17 protein-coding genes are annotated in these 17,952 nt (G+C 65.8%); 8 read left to right on the top strand and 9 right to left on the bottom strand.

The features are described from left to right. Positions 1 to 177: 177 nt before the first annotated feature. Entirely contained in the window at positions 178 to 1,197 is a 1,020-nt protein-coding gene (locus ASD37_RS02275) for an RNA ligase family protein (protein WP_235567950.1), read from the bottom strand. On the opposite strand from ASD37_RS02275, the gene ASD37_RS02270 reads away from it, so the two are divergent. From ASD37_RS02270 to ASD37_RS02260, 3 genes are read left to right on the top strand one after another with little or no spacing between them, the layout of a single operon-like run. Further along, complete coding sequence (locus ASD37_RS02270; protein WP_235567949.1) at positions 1,123 to 2,271, top strand: tyrosine-type recombinase/integrase; 1,149 nt, start codon at positions 1,123 to 1,125, stop codon at positions 2,269 to 2,271. The two genes, ASD37_RS02275 and ASD37_RS02270, sit on opposite strands and share 75 nt — an antisense overlap. Further along, the gene (locus ASD37_RS32105; RefSeq protein WP_235567948.1) at positions 2,268 to 4,757 is read left to right on the top strand and encodes a tyrosine-type recombinase/integrase; all 2,490 of its coding nucleotides are present in this window, start codon (positions 2,268 to 2,270) and stop codon (positions 4,755 to 4,757) included. Before ASD37_RS02270 ends, ASD37_RS32105 begins: the two co-directional genes overlap by 4 nt. A 2-nt stretch (positions 4,758 to 4,759) precedes the next feature. Continuing rightward, positions 4,760 to 5,278, top strand: coding sequence for a DUF6262 family protein (locus ASD37_RS02260; protein WP_082569905.1), 519 nt, complete (start codon positions 4,760 to 4,762; stop codon positions 5,276 to 5,278). Between the two features lie 374 nt (positions 5,279 to 5,652). Here the strand turns inward: ASD37_RS02260 and ASD37_RS02255 are convergent, their stop codons facing one another. Further along, positions 5,653 to 6,312 carry a TetR/AcrR family transcriptional regulator gene (locus ASD37_RS02255; protein WP_156720696.1) on the bottom strand — a complete coding sequence of 220 codons (660 nt, stop codon included), beginning with the start codon at positions 6,310 to 6,312 and terminating at the stop codon, positions 5,653 to 5,655. A 157-nt stretch (positions 6,313 to 6,469) separates the two neighbouring features. On the opposite strand from ASD37_RS02255, the gene ASD37_RS02250 reads away from it, so the two are divergent. The 4 genes from ASD37_RS02250 to ASD37_RS31315 all read left to right on the top strand — a co-directional run bounded on the left by ASD37_RS02250 (position 6,470) and on the right by ASD37_RS31315 (position 11,038). Continuing rightward, positions 6,470 to 7,063 carry a TetR family transcriptional regulator gene (locus tag ASD37_RS02250; RefSeq protein WP_056547435.1) on the top strand — a complete coding sequence of 198 codons (594 nt, stop codon included), beginning with the start codon at positions 6,470 to 6,472 and terminating at the stop codon, positions 7,061 to 7,063. A gap of 92 nt (positions 7,064 to 7,155) precedes the next feature. After that, positions 7,156 to 7,590, top strand: coding sequence for a DUF6188 family protein (locus ASD37_RS02245; protein WP_056547432.1), 435 nt, complete (start codon positions 7,156 to 7,158; stop codon positions 7,588 to 7,590). 47 nt (positions 7,591 to 7,637) lie between these two features. After that, positions 7,638 to 10,658 (top strand): RND family transporter, encoded by a 3,021-nt coding sequence (locus ASD37_RS02240; RefSeq protein WP_056549682.1) that lies wholly within the window; start codon positions 7,638 to 7,640, stop codon positions 10,656 to 10,658. Continuing rightward, on the top strand, positions 10,655 to 11,038 hold the full coding sequence (locus ASD37_RS31315; protein WP_156720695.1) for a DUF732 domain-containing protein: 384 nt from the start codon (positions 10,655 to 10,657) through the stop codon (positions 11,036 to 11,038). The genes ASD37_RS02240 and ASD37_RS31315 overlap by 4 nt, the downstream gene beginning before the upstream one ends. 236 nt (positions 11,039 to 11,274) lie before the next feature. Here the strand turns inward: ASD37_RS31315 and ASD37_RS02230 are convergent, their stop codons facing one another. The 6 genes from ASD37_RS02230 to ASD37_RS31310 form a co-directional block, all read right to left on the bottom strand. Continuing rightward, positions 11,275 to 12,165, bottom strand: a complete 891-nt coding sequence (locus tag ASD37_RS02230; protein WP_056547415.1) for an alpha/beta fold hydrolase — start codon at positions 12,163 to 12,165, stop codon at positions 11,275 to 11,277. Beyond that, complete coding sequence (locus ASD37_RS02225) at positions 12,162 to 12,611, bottom strand: PaaI family thioesterase (protein ID WP_056547411.1); 450 nt, start codon at positions 12,609 to 12,611, stop codon at positions 12,162 to 12,164. Before ASD37_RS02225 ends, ASD37_RS02230 begins: the two co-directional genes overlap by 4 nt. Before the next feature lie 6 nt (positions 12,612 to 12,617). Next, entirely contained in the window at positions 12,618 to 13,085 is a 468-nt protein-coding gene (locus tag ASD37_RS02220; protein WP_056549680.1) for a PaaI family thioesterase, read from the bottom strand. 53 nt (positions 13,086 to 13,138) lie between these two features. Beyond that, entirely contained in the window at positions 13,139 to 14,746 is a 1,608-nt protein-coding gene (locus tag ASD37_RS02215; protein ID WP_370072133.1) for an MFS transporter, read from the bottom strand. A 3-nt stretch (positions 14,747 to 14,749) separates the two neighbouring features. Further along, positions 14,750 to 14,980 (bottom strand): hypothetical protein, encoded by a 231-nt coding sequence (locus tag ASD37_RS02210; RefSeq protein WP_056547408.1) that lies wholly within the window; start codon positions 14,978 to 14,980, stop codon positions 14,750 to 14,752. 273 nt (positions 14,981 to 15,253) lie between these two features. Then, positions 15,254 to 15,436 carry a hypothetical protein gene (locus ASD37_RS31310; RefSeq protein ID WP_156720694.1) on the bottom strand — a complete coding sequence of 61 codons (183 nt, stop codon included), beginning with the start codon at positions 15,434 to 15,436 and terminating at the stop codon, positions 15,254 to 15,256. A 219-nt stretch (positions 15,437 to 15,655) separates the two neighbouring features. Between ASD37_RS31310 and ASD37_RS02205 the strand changes: the two genes are divergently transcribed. Then, a complete protein-coding gene (locus ASD37_RS02205; protein WP_082569904.1) occupies positions 15,656 to 16,921 on the top strand; it encodes a CdaR family transcriptional regulator in 1,266 nt (421 codons plus the stop codon). A gap of 15 nt (positions 16,922 to 16,936) precedes the next feature. On the opposite strand, the gene ASD37_RS02200 is transcribed toward ASD37_RS02205, so the two are convergent. Beyond that, a complete protein-coding gene (locus ASD37_RS02200; RefSeq protein ID WP_056547403.1) occupies positions 16,937 to 17,950 on the bottom strand; it encodes an AraC family transcriptional regulator in 1,014 nt (337 codons plus the stop codon). Positions 17,951 to 17,952 lie beyond the last annotated feature (2 nt).

The following is a 17,952-nucleotide window of genomic DNA, read 5'->3' as shown; positions in this document are numbered from 1 at the left end:
GTCGCGTCGGGGAGCGACAGGGTCGTCCAGCCAGTCGTCGTGTCTCCACTGCGGCGCTGCACTGTCAACCGGACGACGTCGAACGCCCTCTTGCAGCCCGCGGGGACGACGCGTTGGCCGACATCCTGGATCCCGCGCTGAGCTGAGCGCCACGCCAGCGCGGGATGCAGTGCGGCCCTACACCGCCCCGGAGGCCGCAGGGACGCAAATGTCACCAGCCAATTTGTCGCGCAGCCCCTTCCAGCTGGTATGACGTAACCACAGGCCCGGGACGTACTCGCGGTAGGCAACTTCACCGACTTGGGTCGGCATCACCCAGCGCACACCGGTCGCTTCCACCGGCAACGCCAAGGGCGTGTTCGGGCAACGTAGGGGGCTTAGCAAGCCGAACAGATACCGGCGCATGGAGGAGCTGAATCCGGTGCCGACTTGGCCGACAGCAACCAGGCGGCCCGCGTCGTCGTGGCCGGCCAGGAGCAAGGAACCGACTGCGCTCGCGCCGCCAGGTCCTGCAGCGCACCAGAACCCAACAATCACCAGCTCGGCAGTCAACCTCACGGGCACTTTCGTCCACAATCCGGACCGACCCGAAACATAGGGCGAGTCAACACGTTTGATGACCACGCCCTCCATCCCGTGTGAGGCTGCCACGGCCAACATGTCGGCGGGCGACACGTCGGTGAACGCGCGCGGCACGGTGAGCACCGGCGACCGGTCGACGACCGACACAGTCTCCAAGATCGCGCGGCGCTCGTGCCACGGTCGCGCGGTGAGACTTCGCCCCTCGAATTCGAGGACGTCGAAGCCCATGACGCGCACGGGCACCTCACGCAGCAGCGCCGCATCGGGCCGACGGTGCTGCGGCCATCGTCGCTGCAGACGGGTGAACGACGGCCGCCCCCGAGCGTCCAGGGCGACGATTTCCCCATCCAAAATCATCGACCGTCGCCCAACCGACTCGGCGACGCCCCCGAGTTCCGGGAAGGTTCGCGTGACGTTCTCTCGGGCGTCGATAGGTGTTGCAGCTAGTTGCAAGCGACACGGCGCAGATGTGCTTGGAAGTGGTTCTCCGGGGGTGTTGAGTCTGTCTTGAATCGTCGTGCGATCGTTGATGGAGCGCCTGTGCGTGCATTTCTCGTTCGGATGCCATCTGGTGACCGCTACTGGACTGTGGTGGATGACCAGTACGAGGTGCACCCGGTTGCAAACCGGTTCCTGAGAGAGCTTAGGTTCGGCCGTGACCGCGCCGAGTCCACGTCGAAGGCATATGCCGAGAGTGTCTCGTTGTTCTTGCGATGGTGTTCGGCTACTGGCCGTGACTGGCGTAGTGCAGCAGGCGACTTGGGGTTGTTCATCACGTGGCTGAGGTATCAGCCTGCAACTGGATCGCGTCTCATTCCGGGTCCGGGTACTGAGCCCGTCAGAGGTGTCGGACGGATCAATCGCATCCTGGTCGCCGTCCGGGGGTTCCTCGCGTTCGCGGTGGTCTCGAAGGAGGTGCCGGCGTCGGTGATGGACCAGCTTTACGAGATGGGTGACTCCCGAGATCTTCCGATGGAGGCTCGCGGCGAGGATTCAAGTCTGCGATATCGGCTGCGGGCCCGCCATCGAATGAGTGAGCCTAGGACGGCAGTCGACCGCGCGACGGACGAAGAGATCGTCGCGCTGATGCAAGCGTGCCGTTCGGCCCGAGACAGGCTGATCGTGCTGTTGCTGTCACGTGTGGGTTTGCGGCGTGGGGAAGCTGCCGGGTTGCGTCGTTCAGATCTGCACATGTTGCCCGACAACGCCGTTCACGACTGTTCGATCTCCGGAGCGCATCTGCATGTCGTTCGCCGACAGAATGCGAACGGGGCGTGGGCGAAATCTCGGCGCCCCCGCGCGGTGCCAATTGACTTTCTGGTCGTGCGAAGCGTGGATCTGTACCTGTTGGAGCGTGACGAGCAACCGGCGGCCGCAGATTGCGACTACGTGCTGGTGAACCTGTTCCGGGCGCCGCTGGGGGCGCCGATGCAGCCAGGAGCATTCAACGAAATGTTCGAGTCATTGTCTCGCCGAGCAGGTCTCGCGCGGACGGTGACTCCACATCAGGGTCGGCATGCCTTCGGCAGCAACCTGGCCGATTCAGGAGCGCTGCTCGACGAGATCCAGACGCTGATGGGCCATGCGAGCCCGACGTCGTCTCAGCCGTACCTACATCCTTCAGCAGACCGTCTTCGAGCGGCAGTGAATCGCGTCGGCTCACCACGCGAGACGGCGCGAGGAAAGTGACGATTGCTGCGCATCGCGCCTCTGCTGCCGCGCCAGACGCCGACGGCGCGGCCAGCGCCGAACTGTGGAACGCGGTTTCGCAGCATTTTCTGACGTCGGTGAACTGGTCGCGCGAAGGTCGAGTTCTATCGTTCCCTCGCGACCATGCCGTGCTCGGCTGGAGGGAGTGCATCGTTCCGCATTGTGACCAGAAGGTGCTGATCTCCGAAGGCCTTTGTGCCGCATGCAATCTCCGCTGGAGGGAACTCGGGCTTCCCCCGTTGGCTGACTTCGCCCAGGTCCCGCGTGTTCGCCATCGTCGGTTCAGCGACGATCCATGCGGGGTCAAGACCTGCGAGAGGACCGCGCGAACCGGAACGGGTCTGTGCGGTGCCCATGAGCGATCCCGCAAGAGGCGCCGCATGCTGGTCGACGACTTCATCAACCGGCCAGACCTTGATGTGGTTGCCACCTTCGGTGAGTGCGGGGTGGGTGCCTGTACTCGGGAACGCGTGTCGAGTAGTAACTCGTACTGCCCAGCGCACGCCGCCCGGTGGCGTGAATACGTTGGCGGGACTGCGATCAATACGAGTGAGGAGGAGCAGTTCCGGCGTATTCAGCCGGCGATCACCGTGCGGGGCGAGGTCACTCTTCGCGGGCTGCCGGACCGGGTAGTCGGAGAGTTGCTCTACGGGTTGCAACAACATGTCGCCGAAGGCGTTCGTCTCGACGTGTCCCACTTTCGGATGCTGGCTCGCGCGCTGCGAAGTCAGCAGATTGCCACCATCGATGACGCGGACGCGGGCCAGCTCACCTACGAGGTCGCCAAGCTGCATCGCAAGTTCGTCACCAGTGCCCGCAGGTGGCGCACTACGCCCGAGATGGAGGCGGTGAAGGATGTCTGGGATCTTGCCGTCTTCGGCCACCCAGGAACGCTGAGGTTCGGATCGATCTCGCAGCCGTGGCTGCGTGCCGCGGCAAAGGTCGAGGTGTACAACGACCTCCCGCGCCGTCGCGGCAAAGGCGGCAAGAGCCAGTGCCAAACCAGAATCAACTACCTGGCGCTGCTCAGCGAGAGTCTCCACCTGCAGCGCGGCGATAGCGGCGCCGACCTGCGCCTGCTGAGCCGCAGCGACGTCACGGCATTCCTGAATCGGATGGCGTTCCTGGAATCTGGTGGTCAGATCACCGGCAAGTCGAGGGCGCGTGCGGTCCGCGAATTGCGCCGAACCCTGAACCAGATGCGCGCAATTGGGCTTACCCGCGCTGGTCAACCACTGCACGGCCTGCCCGACGACTTCGCCGTCGCCGAGGGGGACATCCCAGATGAGCCCGATGAGCAGGCCGCAGGCCGAGACCTACCCGTGGAGGTGGTCCGACACCTGTGTCAGCACCTGGATGGACTCGAAGCTCAAGCCGGCACCGAAGTGCGGGTGGCCGTCGAGTTGATGATCGACACCGGCCGCCGCCCCGAGGAAATCTGCGAACTGGCCCTGGACTGCGTCAGCCGCGACGCCGGTGGCGAGGCGGTGCTGATCTATGACAACCGCAAGGCCAACCGTTTGCGGCGCCGTTTACCAATCGGGGCTGCGACGCTCGCCGTCATCGAACGGCAACAGCAGCGGGTGCGCCAGCGCTTTCCGGACACGCCAGCTGCAGAGCTGAAGCTGCTACCGACATCGATCAAGAACCCATACGGCGCCAAGGGCATGCGGGACGAAACCGTCGGTGCGCGACACCGCAAATGGGTCGATTCCCTGCCCGAGGTTCTGGTGCCGACAGCATCGACAGTCGAGGGCAAAGCGCCCGAGCCGATGCCGTTCGACAAGAGCCGCATGTTCCCCTACGCCTACCGCCACACCTATGCCCAACGCCATGCCGACGCCGGTGTGCCCATCGACGTTCTGCGCGAACTGATGGACCACCTCAACGCAATGACGACCCAGGGTTACTACCGCGTTGGTGAGCAACGGCGTCGCGATGCCGTCGACCGGGTGACCGCCATGCAGTTCGACCGACACGGCAATCGGACCTGGAGCAACGCCAAGAAGCTGTTGGACTCCGAGCACCTACGGAGGGCAGTCGGCGAGGTCGCCGTTCCCTATGGAATGTGCAGCGAGCCAACCAATGTCGCTGCTGGGGGCGACGACTGCCCGGTCCGGTTCCGCTGTGTGGGATGCGCTCACTTCAGCACCGACGTGTCTTACCTGCCCGATCTGGAAGGCTATCTCGCCGACCTGCTGCGGACCCGCGAGAAGCTGCTGAGCTTCCTCGACGCCGACGAGTGGGCCAGAAGCGCGGCGCTGCCATCCGACGAGGAGATCACCCGGATCCGCCGCCTCATCGCACGCATCAAAGCAGACGTCGAGGACCTCTCCGAGGCGGAACGTACACAGATCGAGGAGGCCGTCGGTGTCGTGCGGCGAGCCCGAAACGGCGTCGTGCGCCTCAACATGCCGAGCGTCCGGCAGCCTCCGTCCACCATCCGTCCCGACAGAACGGCTTAACGATGACCGAGGCGCTAATCGCCGGGCGCCGCGCAGATTCCAACCGCCGCCGTGAACGCGTTAAGAAGGCCTTGGGTCGCGCCCGGGACCAGGGCCACGCCGTTAGCGTCGCGTCGATCGCCCGCGATGCTGGCGTCGACCGGAGCTTCCTGTACCGGCACCCCGATCTTCTCGCCGACATCCACACCTCCCAAGCCAAACCGACGTCCGAGCAGTCCGGGACGTCAGTAACGAACGCATCCCTACGGACCGACCTGGCCAACGCCCAGCAACGCATCGCGCGGATGGCCGCCCACAACCGGCAGCTGGAACGCAAGTTGTCCGAGACCCTCGGCCAACAGGCATGGCTCGAATCAGGCCTCGGCGCAGCACCTGACATCGACGAGCTGCAACGACAAGTCGCCGGACTCGAACAACGCAACGTGGCCTTACAACGTCAACTAGAAGAGCGCGAAGGCGAACTCGACGCCGCCCGTGCCGCCAACAGGGAGCTGATCACCGCGCTCAATAGGACGCAGTGAGGCGCTGACTGCCGTCATCAGTCCGGTACACGAACGTCGAAAAGCATCGACGTCGACGACACCCTTCCCAAGCGGGGTGACGAAGGCGCACGGTGAACTCGCGATACTCGAAGCGACCACGAAGAGCGGCTCGACACAATGAACCCGAGAATCGTTGAAACGCCACAATCTTCTTACTGCCCTCCGACACCCAGGATCTGAGACACGCGGTGCGAGACAAGAAATGCGACAGCGCGAGCTGGCGTTATGCCGCCGCGACGTGAGGCGTGTGGTCCTGTCTCGTTTCTCTAGAAACGAGACACGGTTAGATTGCCGCCGCTACAACTCAATCGCCACGCGCGTGGAATCACGGCTTGGCGTCTGCGTTGATCTGTCTACTTCGGTGAGAAATCGCGAGCTGAGGCTGGTTGACCTCCGGGGCGCATGCGTTGATGCGCCGTCAGGAAGTCATCGACGATGTGTTCGCAGTGGTGCCGGCTCATGGTGTGGAGTCCGGTCATGCGTGCGAAGGCGAGTGGTCCGACGAGTTGGCACATGGCGAGTTCGACGTCGAAGTCATCGAGTTCGTCGCGCGCTTGGGGGCTCTGCAGGATGGTGTCGAACGGTTGGCGGTATTGGTCGACGACCCTTTTTCGCAGTGACTGCGTGTGGCCCGCGTCTTTACCATCTGGCGACAAAGGCCCTAGTGAGACCCAGGCGAGGGTGGTGAGGTGAAGGGGTGCCTCGGCGAACAAGGTTGCCTGACGGGTGAGCAGTTCGATCAGCTGCTCTCGCAGGGGAACTGAGCTCGGAAGCGGCGGGGTGACCTGGGGCAGGAGTCGCTCGAAGGTGGCGGCGAGAAGGTGGGAGGAACTGGTGAAGTGGCGGTAGAGGGTGGTTCGTGCGACCTTCGAGGCCTTGGTGACCGCCTCGATCGTGACCGCCTCGACTCCGCCGGTACTGAGCAGGTGAGCGGCGGCGTCGAGCAGTCGGGTCCGTGACCGCGCCCGACGCGGATCGGCGTCGTCGCCGTCGGGCAACACATGTTCGCTCAACGCCGTTTCCGTCGCCGGGATTGTCTGGTCATTACGACTCTCACCACGTTATGGTACCAACGGTAGCGTAGCGATACTGGTCATCCCTAGCCGCGGCTGAACGTGACAGTGTCACCGCTCTGACAGCCCTAAGCACGCGAAAGGCTGCGGACCGCCGATGACGACAACCGAATCGATCAGGCACGATTTCCTCACCGGGAGACTCGGCCGACGCGAGATCATCCTTGACTGCACCGCGACGATCGCCACGAGCGGTGGATATGACGCCGTGAAGATGCGCGCCATCGCCGATCGTGCGGGCATGGCAGTCGGCACCCTGTATCGCTACTTTCCGTCGAAGCCGCACGTGCTGATCGCCGTCCTCGCGCGTGAGTTCGAACGTATTGGCGCTGAACGAGATTGGACGGTCACAGCGGGATCGCCGCGCCTGCGGGTGGAGCAGTTGAACACCCGACTATGCCAGGAATGGCGCGCTCGGCCGGCCCTGACCGAGGCCGTGACCCGCGCATTCGTCGTCGCCGATGGCAGCGCGAGCGCCGAGGTGGCCCGCGCGGCGGGGGTCATCGAGCACCTGATCGGGCTGGCGATCGCCGGTGAGGAGCCGAGCCCGACACAACACCGAGTTGCCGCCCTGGTCGGCGATATCTGGCTGGCCAGCCTGATCGCGTGGGTCCGGCACGGCGCCTCCACCGAAGACGTCGCGATCGGACTGGAGCGCAGCATCGCGTTGATAGTCCACGACGAGAGGTAGCCGGGCCAACCCGATCCACACGAAACAACACTATTAGTAGCGCACCGATACTGATGGTATCGTTACGAATCAGATCGAGGTAGAGAGGTCTCATGATCACCCAGTGGATCGAAGCCTGCGAGGTCCAGCGCGTCAGCTTGGTTGGCGGCCTAGTACTCACCATGGCCGACTACAACGAGCTGGTCGTTACCCGACCACTGCGCTTGTCGCTTCCTGCGGTGGGGGCACACCCGGCCGAAGACGTGATGGTCGACCCGAATGACGTACCGAATCATCAGCGCCCGTTGTTGAATTTCGCCGGTAGCGTCTGCACGCTCGCCACCTGCGAGGACGACGGCACGCTGCGTGTCGAGTTCTCCAACGGCTACGGCTTCACCGTGGCCGCCGACGAGTGCTTCGCGGCGTGGGAGTTGTACGGCAAGCGCCACGGTTACATGGCTTGTCTACCCGGTGGCCGGGTCCGCGTCGTCCGCCACGACATGCCCGCGGACGACCTGGTGTCCGAGCGCCCTGCGGTGCGCCCTTGAGCGTCGACGGCCACGAAGCGGACCCGCCCGACGCCGCCGCCACCCGGGTGCGTGAACGCACCATTTCGGCTGCCAAGACCTCCGGGGAGTACAGCGAGCGCCTCGGCGCGTTGGCCCGATTCACCGTGCGACACAAGGCGTTGGTGATCGGCGCCTGGGTCGGACTGGCGGTGGTCCTGGCCCTGCTGTTCCCGCAACTGGAAACGGTGGTGCAGAAACAATCCGTCCAGCTGATCCCCCGCGACGTGGCGTCTTTTCAAACCCTCGACCGAATGAGCGAGGCCTTCGGCGAGCAGGGCTCCAAGACCATGCTCTTCGTCGCGATGGAGGACCCGGCAGGCCTGACCCCCTCGGCGCGCACGCAGTACACGGATCTGGTGTCGCGGCTGCGCGCCGACACCACGCACGTTCTGCTGGTTCAAGACCTGCTGGCCGACCCGGTGACCGCCACCCAGGCACTCAGCCAGGACGGCAAGGCCTGGTATCTGCCGGTGGGGGTGGCCGGCACGCTCGGTGACCCCGCCGCCGCCGAATCGGTCACCGCGGTCCGCGCGATCGCCGCCGACGCGTTCGCCGGATCGTCGACGACGGTGCGGGTGACCGGGCCGCCGTCGACGTTCAGCGATCAGATCGCCGAGGCCGAACACGATCTGCTGTTCATCTCCATCGCCACCGCCGGGTTGATCGCGCTGATCCTGCTCATCGTCTACCGGTCGGTGTTCACCGCGCTGTTGCCTCTGCTGGTGATCGGTATCAGTCTGGCGGTGGGGCGCGGAGTGCTGTCCGTACTCGGCGAGTTGGGTATGCCGGTCTCGCAGTTCACCGTGGCCTTCATGACGGCGATCCTGCTGGGCGCCGGCACCGATTACACCGTGTTCCTGATCAGCCGCTACCACGAACAGCGCAGGGCGCAGGTCGCCCCCGATCAGGCGGTGGAGCACGCCACCGCCAGCATCGGCCGCGTCATCCTGGCCTCGGCCGCCACGGTCGCGTTGGCGTTCGCCGCGATGGTGTTCGCCAACTTGAGCGTGTTCGCCGGGATGGGACCGGCCTGCGCGGTCGCCGTCCTGGTCGGGTTCGTGGCGACCGTGACGTTGTTGCCGCCGGTGCTGTCGCTGGCCGCGAAACGCGGTATCGGCGAACCCAAGTCCGACCGCACCCGGCGGTACTGGAACTCCGTGGCCGTGGCGGTGGTGCGCAAGCCGGTGCCGCTGCTGCTGGTCAGCCTGGCCATCCTGCTGGCACTCTCAGCGGTCGCCACGACGATGACGTTGAGTTACGACGACCGCAAGGGACAACCCGCCACCACCGCCAGCAACGAGGGTTATCAGCTGTTGGACCGGCACTTCCGCACCGACGTCGTCATCTCCGAATTCCTCGTCGTGGAGTCTCCCACCGACATGCGCACCGGCAAGGGACTGGCCGACCTCGACGAGATGGCCTCGCGCATCGCGCAGGTCCCCGGGGTGACGAAGGTGTCCGGGGTCACCCGACCCGCGGGAGCCCGCCTGGAGCAGGCCCAACTGGGGTGGCAGAACGGGCAAATCGGCGACAAGATGGCCGGCGCGGTGGACGACGGCAACGCCCGCAAGGATGACCTGGCCAAGCTCACCGGCGGCGCGGACCAACTCGCCGGTGGCCTCGCCCAACTCGACACCACCCTGCGGACCGCGCTGACCCCGCTGACCGGAATCCTCGATCAGGCCCAGAGCGCAGGGCGGAAGGTGGACCAGTTTCGGCCCCTGTTGAGCCAACTCTCGGCGACCGCACCCGCGGTCGACCAGGCGCTGCGTTCGGGACCGGGGTTGCGCCCGCTCGCCGAGCAGGCCGATGGTGCCATCGCCACCATCGACCCGCTGGTGGGCGCGCTGAACACCTCGCCGTGGTGCGCGACCACACCGCAGTGCGCCCAGATCCGCGACCAGGTCCAGGTCCTCACGACGCTGCGCAACGCCGGGTTCTTCACCCAGGTCGCCGGGCTCGGGGACACCGTCGGCCAGAACGCATCCGTGGCCGACACCCTGGCCGGCGTCCAGACCGCAGTCACCTCGCTGGACAAGGCGTTCGGCGCGCTCGGTGACCCCGCCAACCTGGCCGGTAACGTCCGCCGACTCCAAGACGGCATCGGCCAACTCGCCTCGGGCGCCCAAGCCCTGGCCACCGGCGTGCACACCCTGGCCGACAGCAACATCGACATGCTTAGCGGGATGAGCCAGATCGCCACCCAGCTGCAGAACTCGGCGCGCGCCAGCACCGGCTCCGACACCTCCAGCGGCTTTTTTCTGCCGCCCAACGCCTTCGAGAACCGCCAGTTCGCCGACGTCGCCAAACAGTTCCTCTCCCGCGACGGCAAGACCGCCCGATTCCTCGTGGAATCCAGCAACGACCCCTACAGCGCCGAGGCCATGGACTTGTCCCACCAGATGGTCGCCGTCGCCGAGGCAGCCAGACCCAACACCTCCCTGGCGCAAGCCCGCATCTCGGTTGCCGGGTTCCCGGCGGTCAACTCCGACATTCAGCGCCTCCTGACCGCCGACTTCATCCAGCTGGCCGCCTCCACCCTGCTCATCGTGGGCCTGATCCTGGTGCTGCTGCTGCGCGCACTGCTCGCCCCGCTCTACCTGCTGGGCACCGTGGTGCTCAACTACACTGCCTCGCTGGGCATTGGAGTCTTGGTCTTCCAGTGGGGACTCGGTGGTGAAATCGCTTGGCCCGTACCGCTATTGGCGTTCATCATCCTGGTCGCGGTGGGCGCCGACTACAACATGCTCCTGGTGTCGCGGCTCAAGGAGGAATCCACCCGCAACATCCGCGTCGGGGTCCTACGCACCGTGGCCAGCACCGGGTCGGTGATCACCTCGGCCGGCATCATCTTCGCGGTCAGCATGTTGGGCCTGATGGTCGGCTCCATCGCCATCATGATCCAAGCCGGATTCATCATCGGCTGCGGTCTGCTGCTGGACACCTTCGTCGTGCGCACCCTCACCGTCCCCGCCATCGCCGTCCTGCTCCGCGAGGCCAGCTGGTGGCCCCACCGCCCCACCACCCCCCAGAGACGGACCTCATGAACGACCGCGTTGCCTGTGCTCACTCGTCCCGACCTACCGCAGCAGGCGATGTCCGTGTGGGGTCGACGCGGACATCGCTGCGGCGGAACCGGCGTCCACGAGCCGTCCATGTAGCCCTGCTGGCCATCGCTGTGGGCATCGGGGTCGCGACCGCGCCCACTGCGGTCGCCGATGAGGCCGGCTACCTCCAGCGACTTCAGAGCAGGCTGGCGTATCTGACAGCTCAACAACTGCTGACCGAGGGCTACAAGGTGTGCCAGCTGACCCACAGCGGCCATCCATCCTCTGACGCCATTGAGATGGTCTCGAAGGACTTGGCGATATCAGTACCGGCCGCCGTTGAGATCATCGTCGCCGCCGGAGGGGAACTCGGCTGCTGACAGCGGGCCGGGGAACTGCTGCGTGGAAAAGCAAAGCTTCTCGAGAGCTGACGTGGTGGTAGTCCACCACCGCTCGACATGTCGGATGAGTGATGCGCGGCGAAATAGTCAGTGCAGCAACGATTTTGGACACGTAGCCAGCCGACGGCGCAGAAACTCTACAGACTGAACACGTCACCGAACTGGCCGCGTCGCCCAAGCGTGGGCAGCGTGCCCGAGCGGTGCAGTGGCGCGGTCTAGAGAGTGCAGCGGTCGAGGAAGTCGGTGACCGCGGCGGTGAAGGCGTCGTTGTCGTCCCCGGCGATCATGTGACCGGTGCCGGACACGTCGACGGTTTCGGCGTGCGGGACCAGGTGGGTGAACTCCTCGACGGTGGCCTGGGAGACCACGTCGGACAGCAGCCCGCGGACGAGAAGTGTTGGGGCGGTGACGCGTCGGGCTCCGTCAATCAGCAGATGGCTGATCGCGTCGAACTGCTCGGTGCCCGCGGCCGCGCCGTCGCGCAGGAAGTCGAAGTTGGAGTGGACGAACGCCGGGTCCCATCGCCACACCCAGCGACCGTCGGGACGCTGCCTAAGCACCTTGTGCAGGCCGTCGAGGTTCTCGGGGCGCGCGCGATGCGGGTTGTAGGCGGCGATCACCTCGGCGGCATCGCCGAGGGTGGCGAAGCCGTCGGGGTGGGCGGCCATGAACGTCACGACGCGACGGGCACCCTCGAACTCCAACCGCGGGGTGACGTCGACCAGGATCACCGCCGCCCACGACGCCCCGGATGCGAGCAGGTGCGCGCCCAGGGCGGTCATTCCCCCCAGCGATGCGCCGACGACGGCGGGCGGGGTATTGGCGCTGAAGTGGTCACGGACGGCGAGCAGGTCGGTGGCGAGTCGCTCGACGTCGTAGCGCCCGGCCGGATCCCAGTCGCTGTCGCCGTGACCGCGGGTGTCATAGGCCACCACCGAGTATCCGCGCGACTGGAGCCGGCGCGCCGAGGTGCTCCACGCGTGCCGGTTCTGACCGCCGCCGTGCAGGAGCAACACGACGGGACGATCGCCGTCGTGGGGGTAGTACTCGGCGGCCAGGGTGATCCCGTCTCCGGTCCGGACCCGATGCTGCACGACCGAAGTCACGATGCGTTGCCTGCGGTGCTCACGATCGTGACGGTGCCCTGCGCGGCGCATACGGCCTTGTCGCCGTTGGTGATGTCGATGCGCGCCACCCCGCTGCGCTTGCCCAGCGACACGATGTCGGCAACGGCGACGCACACCCCGCTGGACACGGGTCTGAGCAGGTTCAACTTGAACTCGGTGGTCGCCACCCACGATCCCGCCGGAATGACGGGGTAGAACACCACCCCGAGACAATGGTCGACCATCGCGGACAGACATCCGCCGTGCAGATTGCCGAACGGGGTCAGCAGGTCCTCGCGGGTGTCCATCTCCGCCACCAGCCGACCGGCGGTGAGTTCCGTGTGTCGAAAATTGAGGAACGTCGACAGTGCGCCCGCCGTGTTCGCCGCGTGGAGCAACTGGTCGGCGATCTGCGCGTCGAAGCGCGTGAACGTCGTGGTCACCATCGTCTATCAGTCCTCGCCTTCTCTGTCATCGGTCGATGAGCGTGCTCCAGCGAAACGCTCGAGCATGTCGCCGAACGCGCCGAGGTCGCCGTGCGCGGCGAAGTGCTCGACGTCCACGGCGACGAACATCGCCGTGGCCGTGAAGCGCACGATGCCGTCCTGCCCGGTCCCGGTCGCACTGACGTGCAGGGCTCGCCTCTCGCGGCTGTCGACGCGCGCGACGATGCGGTGGGGGTGATGCAACGGCACCGGTAGGACGTATCCGATGGTCAGGTTGCGGGTGACCGCCGGGGTTCCGGCGATCCACAGGGTGAAGCCGAACAAGTCGTCGCACGCCGCGGCGATGGCACCTCCGTGCGCGAGTCCCGGTGCCCCGCCGTGCCGTTCGTCGAAGACCAGGTCGGTGTAGACCTGCTGTCCGGATCGGAACACTTCCATCTGCAGGCCGTGGGGGTTGTCGGGGCCGCACCCCATGCAGGTGGGAGTGTGCGGCGGCAACTGCTGCGGCTCAAGGCTCAGCGCCTCACTCACGGAGTGCTCGATTCTGTAGAGGTGTCTGCGGCGGGCGTCTCGGTAGGTGGGCGGCACCGTGCGGCAGTGGGCGGGCGGCCGGGCGCCCAGATCCCAAGGATGACGGCACTGACGGTGGTGATCGCCGAAAGCGCCAGGGCGGCTTGGCTGTTGCCGTGCGTGAACGCGTCTCGGGCGATGTCGGCGAGGGGCTGACCGGAGGCACCGGAACGATCGGCGACCTGCAGTGCGGCAGCCAAGGAATCCGAAACCGGCTCGCGCACGGCCGGTGGCACCGTGGGAAGCACGGGCTGAATGCGACTGGTGTATCCGGCGGCCAGCACGCTGCCGGCGATCGCCACGCCGATGGCGGCACCGAGTTCGCGGCTCGCGTCGTTGACTGCGGCGGCGTCACCGTGTTTCTGCACCGGCGTCGCGGCGACGATGGCGGTCGTCGCGGGCGCGGTGACCAGACCCAGCCCGGAGCCCATGGCCAACAAGGGCCACAGGAAGTCGGAGTAGGAGGCGTCGACGCCGAGGCGGCTGACGGAGTAGAGGCCGACGGCGATGAGCAGCATGCCCGGCGCGGTCACCAGGCGCAGTCCGTACCGCTCCGCCAGCCGCGGTGCGATCAGCGAGATGATCACGATCGGGACGATCAGCGGCGTGAGTGCCAGCGCCGACTGAAACGGCGCGAACCCGACAACGAGCTGCAGATACTGCACCAGCAGGAAGAAGCCACCGAAGATGACCAGGAACTGCAGGACCAGGGACAATGCGCCGCTGCCGAAACCCCGGTCGGCGAAGAGCCGCAGGTCCAGCAGCGGGTGCTCGCGCCGCAGCTCCACGACCACGAACACCGCCGACCCCACGACGCCGGCGGCGAACAGCCCCAGCACCCACCCGTCGGTCCAACCGCGCAAGGGTGCCTCGGTGACGGCGACGACGATGACACCAACGGCAGCAGCGATGCACAGCGACCCGACGTAGTCCAGGGGCGGATGGGTTTCCTGGACGACCTTGGGGAGGGTGAGTGCGGCGATCATCAACGCCAGCCCCGCCACCGCGAGACCAACGAAGATCGCCCTCCACGTCCACACCTCCAGCAGTGCCCCGGAGCACAAGACGCCGACGACGGCACCCGATGCGGCGACACCGGCCCAAACCCCCACCGCGCGGCCGCGTTGATGCTCGGGAAATCCGGCGGTCAACAGCGACAACGTCGACGGCATCACCAACGCGGCGCCCAGTCCGGCGGTGGCTCGCGCCGAAATGAGCCACCACGGGTCCGCGACGATCAACGGGATGAGCGACGCCGCGGCGAAGACGAACAGTCCCAGGATCAGGACCAGCCGGCGACCGAAACGGTCACCGACGGCGCCCGCGGGCAGGACCAAGCCCGCCAAGACCAGGGTGTAGCCGTCCACGACCCACGTCAATTGGCTTTGCGTCGCACCGGTTTGGGCCGCGATGTCGGGCAGCGAGGTGTACAGCGCCGCCATCGAACCGATGACCAGTGCCACGGACAGGCACGACACCACCAGCGTCCACTTCTGGCCTCCGGTGAGATTGCGGGCTGCCGGCGCGGGATGGGACGGATCGTCGAGGTCGTCGAAGAGGGGCACGGGCTAGACCGGAGCGGCCGACGTGATGGGCAGCGATGCGAAACCCCGGATCGGCCCGGAACGCAGCCGCCGCGCAGACTCCAGACCGACCTCCCCGTCGGGCACCCCGTCCAGCAACGCATAGGAGACGATCCGAGCCCCCATCCGCACCAGCACCCCACCCAGGCAGAAGGGGACGACCCGGCCGAAGGCCACCTGGTGTTCACAGGTCTGCACGGCGACAACGGCGACCACGGAGACCTCCTACCGCGACGAGAGACGATGGTTAGACTCAGAGTCTAAACTTCGAGAACGGAGTACGCGCAACGCGTTGGATCAACATCAGATCTGACTGCCGGACCTGCCCAGCGAGACGGCCTCGTCGATCCAAAGCGCCAATCTGGAGATCGACGACATTGCCGCGATGTCCAATCCCGGTGCAGAACTCGCAACGCGGTAGCCAATTCTGCCGACAGTTCACACAGTCCGTCAGAACCCCGACACCCTGCGCTGCAATGTGGATCGGCCCTAGAGCGACGGGCTCTCGTTAGCTTGAGCCAGCGCCCGAGCATCATGGCCAAGATGATCAAGGAATCGATCGAGCGAAGCGAGCATGCCCAGTGGTCTTGGTGATGGGAGCGCGTGGTCCCGCAACGCCACCACGCCAGTCGCCACGATCGCCAGCAGAGTCACTGCGATCAGAAAGGCCATGTGCTTCCCCTCCTAGACACGGTCTTCGTCCGTAGTGCCGTACGACAAAAGCCGACTGACATGATCAACGCTCGCCGCCAGTGTTCAAGCCATTCAGCGCAGAACAGATTACCTGGCTACACGGTAGAAGTCCGGGCGCGGGCCCGGTAGGTCTCACACCGTTGAACTTTTCGGCATACTTTGTCTCCCGGAGACAAAGAGCCCACTACTGTGCCTAGTGTGCTCGATTCGTCGCCAGGTGAAGGCGCCCCTGCACCGGCAGTAACTGACCTGCTCGGCCGCGTCGGCGACCTGGTCAAGGGCCTACCCGAGGCCATCCATCGGCTTCTCGTTGAGCAGGTCACCGAACTCACGGCCGATCAGCAGCTCAGAGATTTGCTCAGCGACACCGTCGCGGCGAACGTGGGCACCTGGTTGTCCGTCATCCGCTACTCGATTCCGATCGACCACGTCGAAGCGCCGACGGCTGCCCTCGAACACGCGCGTCGGATGGCGCAGCGTGAGATCCCCGTCAATGCTCTGCTACGCGCCTACAGGCTCGGGCATCAACACGGGCTCAATCTCATCATTGCTGGTTTGCGAAGCGCGGACCTGCCCCCCGAACAGAAACTGGCGCTCTTCGAGCAAATCACCAGTGTGTCGTTCCGCTACATCGACTGGATGTCCGAACAGGTGCTGGAGACCTACCAGGTCGAGCGCGCGCACTGGGACGACAACCGGCGGAGTCTGCGTGAACAAGCCACCCGCGACATCCTGGACGGACGCGACATCGACGTGACCGAGACCTCGTACTCCATGAGGTACCCGTTAAGCGCAACGCATATGGCCCTCCTGGTCTGGCTCAACCAGGATGCGAGCGCCGATTCCGATCAGCTCATCGCCCTGGAGCGTTTCGCGCGGGACGCGGCCTCCGCGGCTGGAGCCGAGCAACTGCTCTACCACTCGATTGACCGTCTCGTCGCGTGCGCGTGGATGACGGTCCCCGACCCGTCCAGCTCACTATCTCAGCTGCGCGCCTTCGTCCAAACCTGCAGCGAGAGCCCGCGAATGGCGGTCGGTGCGCCGTCTCGGGGGCTGGATGGCTTTCGTCGGACCTACCGGCAAGCGCAACAGGCGCGCGCAGTCGCGATGGCGGCTCAAGGCACCGCTCGGCGGTTCGTGGCTGCCCAAGACTCCGGTTTGGCGCTCGCCTCGATGCTGGTGGCCGATGTCCCGACGTTGAAGTCCTGGGTCCACGATGTGCTCGGCCCGCTCGCTTCGAGCAGCACATCGGATCGCCGTTTGCGAGAAACGCTGAGCATGTTTCTCCGCGCCGGTGGCAGCTTCAAGGCCGCGGCCGTGGACCTCCACATTCACGGCAACACGGTGAAATACCGCGTGAATCGGGCGGTCGAGCGCCGGGGCCGAGCCCTGGCCGATGACCGACTGGACGTCGAGTTCGCACTGCTGATGTGCGATTGGTTCGGTGACGCAGTCCTGACCTGACTTCGAGGCGAGCGCTCAGTGTCGTGAGAGCCGGAACTCGCTCGGAGAGCGGCCCGTCCATCGCTTGAAGGCGTGTGAGAAGTTGGTCAGATCGCCGTATCCCAGTTCGGTGGCGATCTGACTCGCCGACATCGAGCGGGTGAGCAACAGCAGCATGGCGCTCTCGCGCAAACACGACTGGCGCACCTGCCGAAAGGTGGTCCCCTCGTCGGCTAGGCGCCTCTTGAGCGTGCTCGTGGATACCGACAGTTCGCTCGCCACCCATTGGCTACTTCGCCGTCCGGGGTCCTTCTCCAGCAGTTGTCTGACCCTCGCCGAGATGGACGTTGCGCCGCTGCGCTGGTCGAGTGTGCGCTTCAGCTCGGCGACGGCGAGTCGATATGCGAGGGGATCTGAGAAACGGCACACCTCGTCGAGCGTGTCCGCGGGAACGTGCAGATAGGACATCGGAGCTTCGAAGAACACGCGCCCGGCAAGCGCAGGGTCTTCCCGGTGGCAAGCCGGCGCGACGGGCGCTGGCCAACCCACATGAAGCGCGACGGTCGGCGCGGAACCTACGAGCATGTCCATCAGTCGCATCAACGCCGACCCGGTGTAAGTGACGGCCAGGCAGTCCAGCGCCGGATCGCCGGTGTGTCCGCTCAGCCCAACGGTGAGGCCGTCCTCATTCGGCTGGAACTGTGGATTGATGGCTGCCGTGATCAGCGGCAGATAGGTGAGCAGCTCCACGATCTCGGCTACCGAGCCGGCACTCACCAGCGGAACACTCAACGGGCCGAAGGACGTCAACTGAGCCTGCCCGGCGAACGCGAAGCCGAGCAGCGTTCCCTGGTCGACGTCAAGATCGGGGTAGACCTCGCGAAGCCACCGCAACGGGGCCTGGATGTCACGCCGGATCAAGGTGGCTTCGTCCGTACCTTCACGCGACATGACGTCACGAAGCCGCGCGACGACGTCGGGGGCGAGCGCGTCGCTCTCGAGCATCTGCACGAACGCCAGCGGCGGCACACCCGCATCGTTGAGGTTCACCA

Source organism: Mycobacterium sp. Root135, assembly GCF_001426545.1.
Classification (GTDB): domain Bacteria; phylum Actinomycetota; class Actinomycetes; order Mycobacteriales; family Mycobacteriaceae; genus Mycobacterium.
The sequence above is the reverse complement of the archived record's forward strand: the minus strand, read 5'-3'. Positions and strand labels throughout refer to the sequence as shown.